The organism is Mycetocola manganoxydans (genome assembly GCF_003667545.1).
GTDB classification, from domain to species: Bacteria; Actinomycetota; Actinomycetes; order Actinomycetales; family Microbacteriaceae; genus Mycetocola_A; species Mycetocola_A manganoxydans.
Genome location: NZ_RCUV01000009.1, coordinates 57,491 through 70,070 on the forward strand (window position 1 = coordinate 57,491; position 12,580 = coordinate 70,070).

16 protein-coding genes and 1 other RNA gene are annotated in these 12,580 nt (G+C 64.8%); 4 read left to right on the forward strand and 13 right to left on the reverse strand.

From position 1 onward, the window contains the following. Positions 1–34: 34 nt before the first annotated feature. Together D9V29_RS09555 and D9V29_RS09560 are read left to right on the forward strand one after the other, a co-directional pair. A complete protein-coding gene (locus D9V29_RS09555) occupies positions 35–811 on the forward strand; it encodes a lysophospholipid acyltransferase family protein (protein WP_121673099.1) in 777 nt (258 codons plus the stop codon). Beyond that, a complete protein-coding gene (locus D9V29_RS09560) occupies positions 808–1,551 on the forward strand; it encodes an alpha/beta hydrolase (protein WP_229790508.1) in 744 nt (247 codons plus the stop codon). The genes D9V29_RS09555 and D9V29_RS09560 overlap by 4 nt, the downstream gene beginning before the upstream one ends. 19 nt (positions 1,552–1,570) lie before the next feature. On the opposite strand, the gene D9V29_RS09565 is transcribed toward D9V29_RS09560, so the two are convergent. Next, positions 1,571–1,858 (reverse strand): hypothetical protein, encoded by a 288-nt coding sequence (locus D9V29_RS09565; protein WP_121673100.1) that lies wholly within the window; start codon positions 1,856–1,858, stop codon positions 1,571–1,573. Between the two features lie 99 nt (positions 1,859–1,957). Next, positions 1,958–2,333, reverse strand: a transfer-messenger RNA (tmRNA) gene (gene ssrA / locus D9V29_RS09570). Positions 2,334–2,494: 161 nt separating this feature from the next. Between ssrA and D9V29_RS09575 the strand changes: the two genes are divergently transcribed. Further along, positions 2,495–3,169, forward strand: a complete 675-nt coding sequence (locus D9V29_RS09575; protein ID WP_121673101.1) for an SIMPL domain-containing protein — start codon at positions 2,495–2,497, stop codon at positions 3,167–3,169. A gap of 18 nt (positions 3,170–3,187) precedes the next feature. Here D9V29_RS09575 and smpB read toward each other — a convergent pair whose 3' ends face one another. The 4 genes from smpB to prfB form a co-directional block, all read right to left on the reverse strand. Next, on the reverse strand, positions 3,188–3,664 hold the full coding sequence (smpB, locus tag D9V29_RS09580; protein WP_121673102.1) for an SsrA-binding protein SmpB: 477 nt from the start codon (positions 3,662–3,664) through the stop codon (positions 3,188–3,190). A 112-nt stretch (positions 3,665–3,776) separates the two neighbouring features. Then, a complete protein-coding gene (gene ftsX / locus D9V29_RS09585; RefSeq protein ID WP_121673103.1) occupies positions 3,777–4,691 on the reverse strand; it encodes a permease-like cell division protein FtsX in 915 nt (304 codons plus the stop codon). Continuing rightward, positions 4,688–5,728 (reverse strand): cell division ATP-binding protein FtsE, encoded by a 1,041-nt coding sequence (ftsE, locus tag D9V29_RS09590; RefSeq protein ID WP_121673104.1) that lies wholly within the window; start codon positions 5,726–5,728, stop codon positions 4,688–4,690. The genes ftsX and ftsE overlap by 4 nt, the downstream gene beginning before the upstream one ends. Positions 5,729–5,801: 73 nt before the next feature. Continuing rightward, positions 5,802–6,911, reverse strand: a complete 1,110-nt coding sequence (gene prfB, locus D9V29_RS09595) for a peptide chain release factor 2 (protein WP_121673105.1) — start codon at positions 6,909–6,911, stop codon at positions 5,802–5,804. Between the two features lie 62 nt (positions 6,912–6,973). On the opposite strand from prfB, the gene D9V29_RS09600 reads away from it, so the two are divergent. Further along, positions 6,974–8,218: an MFS transporter gene (locus D9V29_RS09600; RefSeq protein WP_121673106.1), complete on the forward strand. Its 1,245-nt coding sequence runs from the start codon at positions 6,974–6,976 to the stop codon at positions 8,216–8,218. On the opposite strand, the gene D9V29_RS09605 is transcribed toward D9V29_RS09600, so the two are convergent. From D9V29_RS09605 to D9V29_RS09635, 7 genes are read right to left on the reverse strand one after another with little or no spacing between them, the layout of a single operon-like run. Then, positions 8,215–8,553: a hypothetical protein gene (locus D9V29_RS09605; protein ID WP_121673107.1), complete on the reverse strand. Its 339-nt coding sequence runs from the start codon at positions 8,551–8,553 to the stop codon at positions 8,215–8,217. The genes D9V29_RS09600 and D9V29_RS09605 overlap by 4 nt on opposite strands. Next, positions 8,550–9,347, reverse strand: coding sequence for an SDR family oxidoreductase (locus D9V29_RS09610; RefSeq protein WP_121673108.1), 798 nt, complete (start codon positions 9,345–9,347; stop codon positions 8,550–8,552). The genes D9V29_RS09605 and D9V29_RS09610 overlap by 4 nt, the downstream gene beginning before the upstream one ends. 56 nt (positions 9,348–9,403) lie before the next feature. Continuing rightward, on the reverse strand, positions 9,404–11,035 hold the full coding sequence (locus D9V29_RS09615; RefSeq protein ID WP_147436252.1) for a S8 family peptidase: 1,632 nt from the start codon (positions 11,033–11,035) through the stop codon (positions 9,404–9,406). A gap of 43 nt (positions 11,036–11,078) precedes the next feature. After that, positions 11,079–11,525 (reverse strand): pilus assembly protein TadG-related protein, encoded by a 447-nt coding sequence (locus D9V29_RS09620; protein ID WP_121673110.1) that lies wholly within the window; start codon positions 11,523–11,525, stop codon positions 11,079–11,081. Beyond that, on the reverse strand, positions 11,522–12,010 hold the full coding sequence (locus tag D9V29_RS09625) for a TadE family protein (protein WP_121673111.1): 489 nt from the start codon (positions 12,008–12,010) through the stop codon (positions 11,522–11,524). The genes D9V29_RS09620 and D9V29_RS09625 overlap by 4 nt, the downstream gene beginning before the upstream one ends. Beyond that, positions 11,982–12,377 carry a TadE family protein gene (locus D9V29_RS09630; RefSeq protein WP_121673112.1) on the reverse strand — a complete coding sequence of 132 codons (396 nt, stop codon included), beginning with the start codon at positions 12,375–12,377 and terminating at the stop codon, positions 11,982–11,984. Before D9V29_RS09630 ends, D9V29_RS09625 begins: the two co-directional genes overlap by 29 nt. Positions 12,378–12,380: 3 nt before the next feature. Beyond that, complete coding sequence (locus tag D9V29_RS09635) at positions 12,381–12,566, reverse strand: hypothetical protein (protein WP_121673113.1); 186 nt, start codon at positions 12,564–12,566, stop codon at positions 12,381–12,383. Between the last annotated feature and the right edge of the window lie 14 nt (positions 12,567–12,580).

Below are 12,580 nucleotides of genomic sequence, written 5' to 3' on the forward strand. Positions count from 1 at the left end.
CGTACCTCACAGTGAGCCCCTCTAACATTCCAGTATGAGCACACGCCCCAGTGAACCCGTGTACAGCACCGCCATTGCAGCGGGTCGCACTTTGTTCGGCGGTCTCGGCATCAAGCAGATCGTCACCGGCGCGGAAAACATCCCCGCGACAGGAGGCGCCGTTCTCGCTATCACGCATTTCGGTTACATGGACTTCGCGCTGACCGAGTGGATGGTGTGGGGTCGCAACCGCCGCCGCATCCGGTTCATGGCGAAGAAGGGTGCGTTCGACAAGCCCGTCGTCGGCTGGCTCCTGCGGGGAATGCGTCACATCTCGGTCGACATGAAGGCGGGCGCCGAAGCGTTCTCCCAGGCGATCGTCGCTCTGCGCAAGGGAGAGATGCTCGGCGTCTTCCCCGAGGCAGGGGTGAACCGGTCGTTCACCGTACGGGAGTTGAAGACAGGCACTGTGCGGATGGCGGCGGAAGCCGGCGTCCCGGTCATTCCGATCGCGGTATGGGGTGGCCATCGTCTGTTGACGAAGGGCCGCAAGCCGTCCCTCCGTGAAGCCTTTCGTACGCCCGTAAGTTTCGCGGTCGGTTCCGCTTTCCTGGTCGACTCGACGGCGGACGCGAAGGAGAGCACGATCGCCCTCCGGAAGACTCTTGAATCTCTGCTCGAATCGGCGCAGGCCGCCTATCCGGTGGATGGCCGCGGCAAGTGGTGGCAGCCCGCTCATCTGGGTGGTGCGGCGCCGACGCCGGAAGAGGCAGCTGTCATGGAAGCGGAGCGTCAGCGCCAGAAGGCCGCCGCCGAAGCCGAATCCAGGTGAGCGGCAGCGGCCGGCGTACCCGGACAGCTTTCCTCTGGGTGGTCTCGATCGTTCTCCTCGTCGTCATCGTGGGAGCGGTCTGGATCAACCAGGTGATGCAGGGAGAGCGGGACGTTGCCCTCGAAGTGTGGCGAAACGACGCCATCACGGTCTCGGACACCGGGAATGCCGTCGTTCTGGAACCCGCGGACGACGGCTCGGGCATCGGCCTGGTCTACGTGCCGGGTGCGAAGGTCGACCCGTACGCCTACATGTACAAGCTCTCAGCCATCGTCGAGGACGGCTACACCGTCGTGATCACCAAGCCGACACTGAACCTCGCGCTCGCCGACCTGCGACCACTTGACGACTTCACGGGTTCCGTTCCCGGGATCTCCCGGTGGGTCGTCGGCGGTCATTCCCTCGGCGGGGTGAAGGCCTGCCAGTATGCGAACGAGAATTCGGTCGTGGGCCTCGCATTGTTCGGGAGTTACTGCGCAACTGATCTCTCGGCAAGCGGCGTTCCCGTCCTGAGCTTCGAGGCAGCCAATGACGGCCTCAGCACTCCGCAGAAGATAGCGGATGCCGCCAGCTCGCTTCCGGAAAGCACCGTCAGGGTTCGCCTCGCGGGAGCGAACCACGCCGACTTCGGTGACTATGGTGTTCAGCCGGGTGATGGCGAATCGCGGGCCGACGACGCTGATATCCGTCGTCAGTTCGCCGAGTCGTTCCGCGCCTGGGTGGTGTCGATCGAGAACTGACGGCACGGCATCCGATCGTTCAGCGCGGAACGGTGTCCAGTTTGCCCGGACCGACCGGAAGCCACGGCGCCCGATAGCGCAACGCCACGGGTGAACCCGGCTCGAGAGTGATCTCCGCGTAACCGAATTTCCACAACCGGTTGAACAGGAAAACGGAGACGACGGTGGACTCTCCCGATGGCACCTGCCACGTACCGGTCCCCCACTGCGCCGGCTGTCCACGACCCCCGAAGACAACGGTGGGCTTCGGGAACCAGCCAACGGGTGGCTTGGTCAGGGTGAATTCGAGACGCGTCGGGTCGGCCATCGCCCCAGCTAACCATGAAGAGATTCAGCTCCAGAAATGCAAGGGAGGCCGCCCACTGGGCGGCCTCCCTTGCGAACGTCACGGTGTGACAGCAACCGATGGTGGAGATGCGGGGAATTGAACCCCGGTCCACTGCTGTGGTCATGTGCCTTCTACGGGTGTAGCCAGTGCAGACGTTCTACTCGGCTCCGGAATTTGCCACTGGCACCTACTCCGACAAGCCCAGCCCGAGTTAAAGTCCCTCTACGCCCTCAGACACAACGCAGAAGCAATCTCTCTAAATGGCGCCAGGGTCCGGGTAGAGAGCATTCCCGGCCTGACGGACTTCTTTAGTGCGCTCGCTTAGGCAGCGAGGGCGAAGTCAGTGCGCTTTGAATTGGCACTTATTGTTTTCCAGAGATCGTTAACGAGATAACCCTGGATCCTCGACCCGCTTCTCACAGTTGCGCAGGCAGTGTCGAAACCGATCATCCCCATGCACACCCTTAAGAGAGTGGGTTGCTGTCACACTGTGAAGTTACCAAACCGGCGAACCGGCATCCGGGCCTCACGACCCAGCTTTTCAGTATACGTGCTCACCGGCCGTTCCACCAGAGCGGGGCCCCGGCGAGGGCGCGCATCCTCTAAGGTCTCAGCATGACCGAACACTCCCCCGCAAGCGATGTCGTGATCTCCGTCCGCGGACTCGCCCATGCCGAGGCCCCGGCGGAAGAGGCGACCGTGTCGCTGTCCATCGTCTTCGATGGCGACAACAGGAACGACGTCCGTAACCGGTCGGCCGCTGCCCTCGCGCTGTGCGTGGATTCGATCGCCGGGCTGCACGATCCCGCAGAAGGGCCGGTCACCGAGTGGAGCGCGAATGACGTTCAGATCTGGGCGGATCGGCCCTGGAACAGCGACGGGGCTCAGCTGCCGCTCGTCTACCACTCCCGGGCATCCGTTTCAGTGACGTTCAACGACGTGCCCCGGTTGAGTGTCTGGCTGGAGGAAAGTTCAGCCAGGGAGGGAACGACCATCGAAGGAATCGAGTGGGCGGTGACGGATCTGACGCGCAGCGAGCTCGAGTCGCGTGCCCAGAGGGATGCCGTCGCGCACGCGCTCGAGAAGGCATCTGTTTACGCAGCGTCGCTCGGGCACGCCGCACCACGACCGCTTGAGTTGAGCGAGCCATCGGTCTTCAGTAGCGCGCCCGCAACACACGACGGTGCGCGGATGTTCGCCATGGCGGGGGCTGCACCCGTGGATCTGTCGCCGTCACCGGTTCGGATCACCGTCGAAGTGCACGCGCGCTTCACCGCTTCACCGGCCTGACGGCGGGTATCGCACCGACTACTCGCCGAGGTGGTTCCTCGCTGAAACCGCACGGGCCGCCTCACGGGTCGCTTCTCGCTCGCGCAGGGTCTGCCGCTTGTCGTACTCTTTTTTACCCTTTGCGATGGCGATCTCGACCTTGGCCTTGCCATCGCTGAAGTACAGCTTCAGGGGGATGATCGTGTAGCCCCCGGGGGCGACCTTGTGACTGATCTTGAGAATCTGCGCTTTGTGCAGGAGGAGTTTACGCTTGCGCCTCGGCGGGTGGTTGTTCCACGTGGCGCCGGTGTATTCGGGGATGTGCACAGCATCGAGCCAGGCTTCGCCGCTCTCGATGTACGCGTACCCGTCGACGAGCGATGCACGCCCGGCACGCAGTGACTTGACCTCCGACCCGCTCAGGACGAGTCCCGCTTCGTAGGTGTCTTCAATGAGGTAGTCGTGGCGCGCTTTACGGTTGGTCGCTACGACGTTCTCGCCACGTTCCCTGGGCACGGTTTCGCTCCGACTCTCGATTTCGCGGCCCTGTGCCGCTGGTGTTGGATGCCGCACCGGCGGCACGGCATCCCATCAGTCTAACAACACGGATGCCGCGCGCGCGGCTGTCCTAGATCTTCAGGTAGCGCTTGATCGCGAAGTTCGCCGAGAAGGCAGCGAGAACCATGCCGACGAGGATGAGAACAGGCACCACGACGAACGCGTCGGAGATGTTGACGAAGTTGACGAACGGCATCCGCGGGGCGAGGTATCCGGTGATGAAGTAGTGAACGATGCCGATCACTGCGGCTCCCGCCAGGATGGAGCCGATCACCGCCGAGAAGACACCTTCGAGGATGAACGGGGTCTGGATGAACCGGTTCGATGCTCCAACCAGTCGCATGATCCCGATCTCCTTGCGCCTCGAATACGCCGACAGACGAATGGTCGTCGCGATGAGGAGGACGGCAGCCACGAGCATGAGCCCGGCGATACCGATGGCGGTGTAGCTCGCGACACTCAGCACCTGGAAGATGGCATCGAGGTATTGGCGCTGATCCGTCACCTCTTCCACTCCAGGCGTCGCGGAGAACGCTTCGACGAGAACCTCGGATTGTGATGGGTCGACGAGGTTGACCCAGTAGGTCTCGTTGAGCTGCTCGGGCACGACGAGGCTGGCGAGTTCGTTGCCCTCGAACTGCTTCTGGAAATTCTCGTACGCGAGCTGGTGGTCCTCGAAGTAGAACTCGTCGATGAACGGGGCGAGGGTTTCGCCCTCCAGCTGGCTGGTGATGCTCGCTTTTTGATCGTCGGTTGCCGCTCCCGCAGTGCACGTCTCGGTCGGAGAGTCTGCCGTACAGAGGTAGACGGCTACCTGCGCGCGGTCGTACCAGTAGTTCTTCATCTCCCCGATCTGCATCTGCAGCAGGACGGCAGTGCCGACGAAGGTCAGCGAAATGAAGGTGACGAGGATGACCGAGATCACCATCGAGACGTTGCGGCGAAGTCCGGTGGTCGCTTCCTGCCAGATCAGTGACAATCTCATCGAACCGGCCCCACACTCTGCTCGTCGTCGGTATCCGGTTGGTCGTCGGCGGCCCGCAGGCCCAGGCGTTCGGCGAGCGACAGGTGGTCGGTGACGTCGCCGAGTTCACCGGACGACGGGAGAGAGATGGCGCCCGTTGCCCCCGTTGGGAGAGGTTCGACTTCGCCGGTTGGAACCGGAAGCGTCCTGCGCGACGTCGGAGCGGGTTCAGGTCGCGGGGCTGGATTGGCGATGAGAACCTGGTGAGCCTGCGTCTCGGCATCCGCCTGCGCCGCTGCTTCGGCAACTTCTTCGCGCGCCGTCTTCGCGGACTGGCCTTTGGCGACCGCCGGTTTCAGTTCCGGGACGATTCCCGTCGTGCCGTAGCCTCCCTCGAGTTCATCGCGCACAATGATGCCGTCGACGAGTTCGATCACCCGGCGCTGCATCTTGTCGACGATGCCGGCTTCGTGGGTGGCCATGAGAACTGTCGTTCCTCCGGCGTTGATGCGTTCGAGAATTTGCATGATCCCGGCGCTGGTCGCCGGATCGAGGTTTCCCGTCGGCTCATCGGCGAGAAGGATCTGGGGTTTGTTGACGACGGCGCGTGCGATGGCGACGCGTTGCTGTTCTCCACCGGAGAGTTCGTGAGGCAGCCGGTCGGCCTTGTTCTCGAGCCCCACCATTTTCAGCACGTCTGGAACGGCTTCCTGAACGTAGCCCCGTGATTTTCCGATCACCTGGAGCGTGAACGCCACATTTTCGAACACCGTCTTGTTCGGGAGGAGACGGAAGTCCTGGAACACGACCCCCAGATTCCGCCGGAAATAGGGGATCTTTCGGCTGGAGATCGACCCGAGGTCGTTTCCGAGCACGAAGATCGATCCCTTCGACGGCTTCTCCTCTTTGAGGATCAACCGGAGGCAGGTCGATTTTCCTGAGCCCGACGCGCCGACGAGAAAGACGAACTCTCCCCTGGCTACCTCCAGGTTCATTTCGTTGATCGCCGGGCGCTTGGTGCCGGAGTATTTTTTCGTGACGTTCTCAAACCGAATCATGACGGTTCGAGCCTAGGCAGCAGCGGCTGTGTTCTGGCCGTGACACGCCTACGCCCGCAAGGTTGGGCCGGCCTCAGTCGTCGGTGGGCTGTTTCCGCCAGCGAATACCAGCGGCGATGAACCCGTCGATGTCGCCGTCGAAGACGTTCTGCGGGTTGTTGACCTCGTGTTCCGTGCGCAGATCTTTCACCATCTGGTACGGAGCGAGAACGTAAGACCGCATCTGGTCACCCCAGCTTGCGGTGATGTTCCCGGCGAGTTCCTTCTTCTTCGCGTTCTCCTGCTCGCGCTGGACGAGGAGGAGCCTCGACTTCAGAACGCGCATGGCGGCGGCGCGGTTCTGGATCTGGCTCTTCTCGTTCTGGCAGCTGACGACGATGCCTGTCGGAAGGTGGGTGATGCGCACCGCGGAGTCGGTCGTGTTGACGGACTGTCCACCGGGGCCAGACGAACGGAACACGTCGACCCGGATGTCGTTGTCGGGAATGTCGACCTCTTCGGTCTCGGGCATGAGCGGAACCACCTCGACGGCCGCGAAGCTCGTCTGCCGTTTGCCCGCCGAGTTGAACGGGCTCATCCGCACCAGCCGGTGAGTTCCGGCCTCGACGCTGAGGGTTCCGAAGGCGTATGGCGCGTCGATTTCGAACGTCGCCGATTTGATCCCGGCCTCTTCGGCGTAGCTCGTGTCCAGAACCTTCGCCTTGTACTTGTGCTGCTCAGCCCACCGCAGGTACATCCGGAAGAGCATGTCGGCGAAGTCGGCGGCGTCGACCCCTCCCGCTCCCGCACGAATGGTGACGACGGCAGCCATCGGGTCGTACTCACCGTTGAGGAGGGTCTGTACCTCCAGATCGCCGATCTGCTTTTGCAAGTCGATCAGCTCAGAGCGGGCCTCGGCAGCGGACTCCTCGTCACCCTCGGCAATCGCGAGACCGACGAGAACCTCGAGGTCGTCGAGCTGGTTCTCGATCGCGGTGATCCGGGCGAGTTCCGATTGACGGTGGCTCAGGTCGCTCGTGATCTTCTGCGCCTTGTCGGTGTCGTCCCAGAGGTCCGGCACTCCCGCCTGCTCGCTGAGGTCAGCGATCTCTGCACGCAGCCGGTCGATACCGACCACTTCGCGGATGTCAGCGAAAGTCGTGCGGATGGCTGCGATCTGGTCGTTCAGGTCTAGATCTAACATGTCTTCACCAGCTTACCGTCCGGCGCGTCACGCCCGCGGGTCGCAATAGACTCGAAGCCACCATGGCAGACGGCAAACAGGACTTCAGCATCCGCTCCGTTGCCATCGTCGTCTTCGTTCCGACACTGTTGTTCTCCATCGGCGAAGGCGCGCTCATCCCGCTCATCCCGATCGCGGCGACGAACCTCGGTGCCAGCCTCGCGATCGCAGGGGTGATCGCGGGCATGCTCATGATCGGAGAGCTCGCCGGTGACATCCCGAGCGGCTGGCTCGTGAGCCGCATCGGCGAACGCACCGCGATGATCGGGGCCGCCTTCCTCTCCATCCTCGCCGCGCTTGGCGCCGTTCTCGCCCCGAACCCGTGGGTGCTCGGAGCATCCGTTTTCGTCCTCGGGCTCGCGACGGCGGTCTTCGCCCTCGCGCGCCACGCTTTCATGACGAGTTACGTGCCCATTCGATACCGGGCACGGGCGCTCTCCACTCTCGGCGGGGTGTTCCGTGCCGGCCTGTTCATCGGCCCACTGATCTCCGTCCCTGTGATCCACGTCACCGGCGGAGCCCAGGGCGCCTTCTGGATCATGGCGGCGACCTGCCTGGCAGCGGTGCTGATTCTTCTGCTCATGCCGGATCCTGAGTCGCTGTTCGGCCGTGTCGATCGATCCCGTCGCGGCGCGAAAGCCGAACAGCCGGCCGACACGTCCCATGGTTTGTTCCGCACCCTGTGGTCCTTCCGCGGCGTGCTGGCCCGGATGGGGTCCGGTGCGGCACTGATCGGTGGGATGCGCGCTGCGAGAACGTTGATTTTGCCGCTCTGGGCGGTGAGCCTGGGCGTGAGCGAAGCGAACACTGCCCTCATCATCGGCCTCGCGGGCGCCCTCGACTTCGCGTTGTTCTATGTGAGCGGTCAGGTGATGGACCGGTTCGGCCGGAGCTGGAGCGCTGTACCGTCCACGCTCGGACTCGGTCTCGGGATGCTGCTCCTCGCCTTCACGCACGACATCCCGAATGCTGTGGTGTGGTTCATCGTCGCCGCCGGGGTGCTCTCGGTCGCGAACGGGCTCGGAAGCGGAATCCTCATGACCCTCGGCGCCGACCTCGCTCCCCCCGGCCGCCCGGCACCTTTTCTTGGCGCGTGGCGCTTCACCGCCGACGCTGGTTCAGCGACTGCCCCACTCGTGGTGTCGGGTCTCACAGCACTCGTGTCCGTGTCGTTCGCGGCGGGAACGGTCGGGATATTCGGCATCCTCGGCGCCGTTCACCTCGCCCGCATGATCCCGCGGTACATTCCCGCTCGTCCCGGTCGTTAGCGCAGCGATTCCCAGGCTGTCCCGCTGAGGATGACGACGCAGATCAGTGTGACTGCCGCGATGCCGGCGAAGCAGCTCGCCATGACCACCAATCTGCGACGACCGGCGGATGTTGTGAACCGGGCAACGACGAGCGCCACGAAGAGCAGCGCCACGAGAACGAGGCCGATCCACGCGACCGCCGGATTCAGCGGAACCAGCGCGAGCAACACCCCGACGCAGATGACGGTGAGGATGGCGCCAAGCACGATCCAGATGGAACCCGACGACGTGGTGAGCGCTGGTTGATTTCGGACCCGGGTCGGGTCGTCGGTCTCGTTACCGCCGGGGGTCATCCTTCCCGCCAGTCGTTGCTCGTGATGTGGGAGCCGCCCTGCGGACCCATCTGGAGCATGCCCCCGTCGACCGCCCACGACGCCCCGGTGACGTATGCGGATGCCGGTGAAGCGAGGAACGCGATGACGGCCGCGACCTCGCGGGCGTCTCCCGGCCGCCCCAGCGGAACTCCTGGGCGTTCCTCGCTGCGCGGGTCCTCATCGGTCTGACCCGTCATCGGAGTGGCGATTTCGCCGGGAGCGACCGAGTTCGCCGTGATCTGGTGTTCGCCGAGTTCCAGAGCCACGGTCTTGATCAACCCGCCGAGCCCGTGCTTCGCGGCGTCGTACGCGCTCGATCCGTAGCGGGGCTGGTGTTCGTGGACGCTCGTCACGGCGATGATCCGGCCACCATTGCCAGCCGCGATCATCCGCTTCGCCGCGCGCTGGATGCAGACGAACGCACCGTCGAGGTCGGCGGCGACGGTGTGACGCCACTGGTCGAGTGTCATCTCGACGAGGGGAACGTTGTCTCCTGTCCCGGCATTGTTGACAAAGACATCGAGGCCACCGAGTTCGTCCGCGAGGCCGTCGAGTGCGTCGCCGCAACCGTTCAGGTCTGTCGTGTCGAGCTGCGCAACGACGGCGTTCCGCCCGAGAGCCCTGACCTCCTTCGCCGTGTTTTCGGCGCCCTCCTTGTCGGTGTGCCAGGTCACGCCGATGTCCATTCCGGCTTCGGCGAGCGCCACTGCTGTGGCTCGACCGATCCCTGAATCTGAACCGGTGACGATGGCGAACTTCGGGTCGAATGTCATGGGAAACCTCCGGAGTTGAGTTGGTTTCCCTACGCAACACCAGCCGGTCAGGCGGCTCAAGTCCCTTGACAGCCGGTCACGAAGGTCGAAGCGAACTGCGGCGAACAGGCGCGCATGTCGGGCCACGCCGCCTGTGTAGCGGAACCGTCCACGCGCTCGCGGGCGAGAAGTTCGCCGGTGAACGCCGGAGAGTCGGCGAGGTGGAAGGCGAGCTCTCGCTCGAAGCGTCCGACCACCGTGTCGACCTCAGCCTCGGGGATCGTCAGTCGCCGTGTGAGGCCCCGCGCCAGCTCGCTCGGGTCCGCATCGACCATGGCGCTGAGCCGCGTCACCGGCGACACTCCACGCTGTGTGTTCCCGTCGAGTTCCGTCTCCGCCGGCAGTGGCGCAGCGAGCAGCGCCCCGGCGTCGACGATCCCCGCGCCGTATGCGTCGGCATCCCACCCCTCCGGAACGCGGGAGCCTGCGGCGCGCAGCAGGAACAGGAACACCTCCTGCACGCGAGCCCCGTAGCGTTCCCGCAGGGCGTCCGCACCGTGGTGCGCCAGCCACAGTGCCGCCACCCCTGCGAGATGCGTCGCGGCATACGACGATCCCGAGGATCGCGCCACCCTCGGCGTCGGGATATCGTCCTCCCACGTGAAGTCCGCGACGTGAACGCCCCACCCAGGCGCGCTGACGTCGACCGTCCGCCCCCGCGATGACAACGGCCACGTCAGATCCTCAGGCCCGGTCGCGGCGGCGGCGAGGCAATTGGCATAGGACGCGGGTGCGACGACGACGCGAACGTTGTTGCCCGCGGCCGCGACCACGATCATGCCGGCGGCTACTGCCCGGTCGATGGCGGCGCGGAGCCCGAAGAATCCGAGACCTCCGACGCTGATCGACGCCACGTGGCATCCCGAGATCCGAGCATGTTCCACCGCTCGAGCGACATCACTGTCGAAGAATTGCACAACGCTCTCGACCGCGCGGAGGGGCACAACCGTCGCGCCGGGTGCCACCCCGACGATCCCGTCCCTTTCGTTTCCCCGCCCGACCATCACGCTCGCGGTCGACGTACCGTGCCCGGGGAACGACGACGGCAGGGGAAGGCTGCCCGGATCGAGCAGTGGGTCGAGGGCATCGTCATTTCCGTCGAGGAAGTCCCTGTCGATCGTGAGGTCGAGTGCATCGGCGCCGAGGTTCGGGTGGAGCGTGTACCCGGTGTCCGGGTGGGCGATCCGGATGCCTGCTCCTCGCGCCGGCGAGATCGCCCAGGCCGCGTCGCACCGGATCGCATCCCGCGCCCATCGCGCGTGCTCACTCCCCGGCGGGTGATCCGAGAGCCCGAGAGACACCTGTTCGGGATTCTCGACAGTGGAGCTCGAGACGATCGACGGAACGTCAGCCTCGGCGTGCTCCACCTGGCCGGAATCGATCAGGTCCTGCGCGAGCGAGTGAGCCCGGCGTGCGTACTCCGGCGTACCCACTCGCTCCTCGGCGGGACCGGTAACGAGCCACATCCCGTCCGCGTCCGCGAAGAGCGGGGCCGCCGTCCATCCGGGGAGCGCGTCGTTCAGGATGCTGGCGAGCGGAACGTCGTCCACTGGCTCGGTGGCGCAGCGCACCCCGATCCGGATCTCGCTCGCTCCCGGCTCCCTCGGTAGCTTCTCCCCTCCCACCTCGCCCCCGCTCTGTCGCTCCACGCCACGTAGCCGGAGCCTAGCGACGCACCGCACCGCTCGGCAATCACTGGAATACGGAGCGCGCGACCGCCGTCACTTCGAGCCGAATCCCGCCGGGAACGAAGAGTGCAAGGACGGGAGGTCGCCACGCGGATGACACGGTGACTGACGCACTCTTACCATCGGGCGAGGCGGCGTCCTCGAGCCTGAGCGCATCGAAGCTTCCGGCCGGATTCTCCTCGAGAAACTCCGTGACTGATGCCCGTACCGCGGGTGACCGGAGGGTGAGCGTCGGCTCTCCGGCATCCAGATCGACCGACGACAGCTCGAACGCTTCAGCGCCCACGAGCGCTGCAGCGTCGGCGAGACTGTAGAGCCGTTTCCGCTCGAGGTAGAGCGAGGTGGCCGCCGTGACCACGAGGATCAGCGAGAGCGACAGTGCGCCGTAGAAGATCGCGAGCAGCAGGGTCGACCCCTCCTCGTCACGCGCGCGCAGCAGCATCCGTCTCATGGCTCAGCCCAGAACCGGGAAACCTGCTGGCGTGCCGTTGCCTCAACGGGGATGGTTGCCGCCCGGTCCAGATTGAGGACGTCCGGCACGAGCGGCAGAGGGACTTCGACTCTCACGGTGATGGTGACGACCGCGTTGCGCGCGGGACACGCGCGTGCCGGTTCGCTGCACGACACGGAAACGGACGCGGAGTCCGCGGGAATCCCGTAATCGGACAGCCCGAACTCGATCGCTCGCGCGGCGCGTTCCTCCGCTTGCCCAGGGTCCTGCGCCTGGACGAAAACCCGTGCTGCCTGCCTCGCCGCTCCCTCGACGGCGAGGGCACCGCCCTGAACGGCGGCGAGCGTGACGACAAGATATACGAGGGGAACGAGGAGGATGAGACCCGCGGTCACGAACTCGAGGGCGGCAGACCCCGCGTCGTCGCGGGCATACCGTTGAACGAGCCGGAGTGGTTCAGTCCTCGAGCGTTTCAACCGCGGCATGCCCGCTCACCTCCAGACCGTTCTCGACGCCGATCAGACCCAGCACCGGGAGTTTGGTCACGACACGGATGTCGATGCTCGGATGGCCGAGGAATGTCCCGGATCGCGCCGTCACGTCACCCGCATAATCCGGTCCGATCGCGGTCGTGATGAGTTCTTTCGTTCTCGCTACCCCGTCAGCAGGTTCGTTGTCGGCGAGGGCCGCGAACCGGGCACCCTCCGCTGCTGCGTCGATGATGGTGTTCCGGATGTGTAGGGCCAGTCCCAGTTGGAGCACCGAGAGTGTGAGCGCGGTGAGGAGCACGGCGACGAAGGTGAATTCGACGACGGCGGACCCGTCGTCGCGCTCCCAACGCTCCCGGAACATCCGTCACATCCCCGACACCCTCGCGATGGCCTGCTCGAAGATCTGACTGAGAGCCGGACCGGCGAGACTCCAGATCAGCACGACAAGACCCGCTGTCATCAAAGTGATCAGCACCCAGCCAGGCACGTCTCCGTCGTCTTCGCTCACACGGGTGGTCAGGTACCGACGCCAGGTAGTGAGGCTGTTCATGGGATGCTCCTTCT

What these genes read in the sequence shown, in the direction of transcription:
- D9V29_RS09555 (WP_121673099.1), top strand. Translation starts at nt 35, where the DNA reads ATGAGCACACGCCCCAGTGAACCCGTGTACAGCACCGCCATTGCAGCG.
- D9V29_RS09565 (WP_121673100.1), bottom strand. Translation starts at nt 1,858, where the DNA reads ATGGCCGACCCGACGCGTCTCGAATTCACCCTGACCAAGCCACCCGTT.
- D9V29_RS09575 (WP_121673101.1), top strand. Translation starts at nt 2,495, where the DNA reads ATGACCGAACACTCCCCCGCAAGCGATGTCGTGATCTCCGTCCGCGGA.
- ftsX (WP_121673103.1), bottom strand. Translation starts at nt 4,691, where the DNA reads ATGAGATTGTCACTGATCTGGCAGGAAGCGACCACCGGACTTCGCCGC.
- ftsE (WP_121673104.1), bottom strand. Translation starts at nt 5,728, where the DNA reads ATGATTCGGTTTGAGAACGTCACGAAAAAATACTCCGGCACCAAGCGC.
- prfB (WP_121673105.1), bottom strand. Translation starts at nt 6,911, where the DNA reads ATGTTAGATCTAGACCTGAACGACCAGATCGCAGCCATCCGCACGACT.
- D9V29_RS09600 (WP_121673106.1), top strand. Translation starts at nt 6,974, where the DNA reads ATGGCAGACGGCAAACAGGACTTCAGCATCCGCTCCGTTGCCATCGTC.
- D9V29_RS09605 (WP_121673107.1), bottom strand. Translation starts at nt 8,553, where the DNA reads ATGACCCCCGGCGGTAACGAGACCGACGACCCGACCCGGGTCCGAAAT.
- D9V29_RS09610 (WP_121673108.1), bottom strand. Translation starts at nt 9,347, where the DNA reads ATGACATTCGACCCGAAGTTCGCCATCGTCACCGGTTCAGATTCAGGG.
- D9V29_RS09620 (WP_121673110.1), bottom strand. Translation starts at nt 11,525, where the DNA reads ATGAGACGGATGCTGCTGCGCGCGCGTGACGAGGAGGGGTCGACCCTG.
- D9V29_RS09625 (WP_121673111.1), bottom strand. Translation starts at nt 12,010, where the DNA reads ATGCCGCGGTTGAAACGCTCGAGGACTGAACCACTCCGGCTCGTTCAA.
- D9V29_RS09630 (WP_121673112.1), bottom strand. Translation starts at nt 12,377, where the DNA reads ATGTTCCGGGAGCGTTGGGAGCGCGACGACGGGTCCGCCGTCGTCGAA.
- D9V29_RS09635 (WP_121673113.1), bottom strand. Translation starts at nt 12,566, where the DNA reads ATGAACAGCCTCACTACCTGGCGTCGGTACCTGACCACCCGTGTGAGC.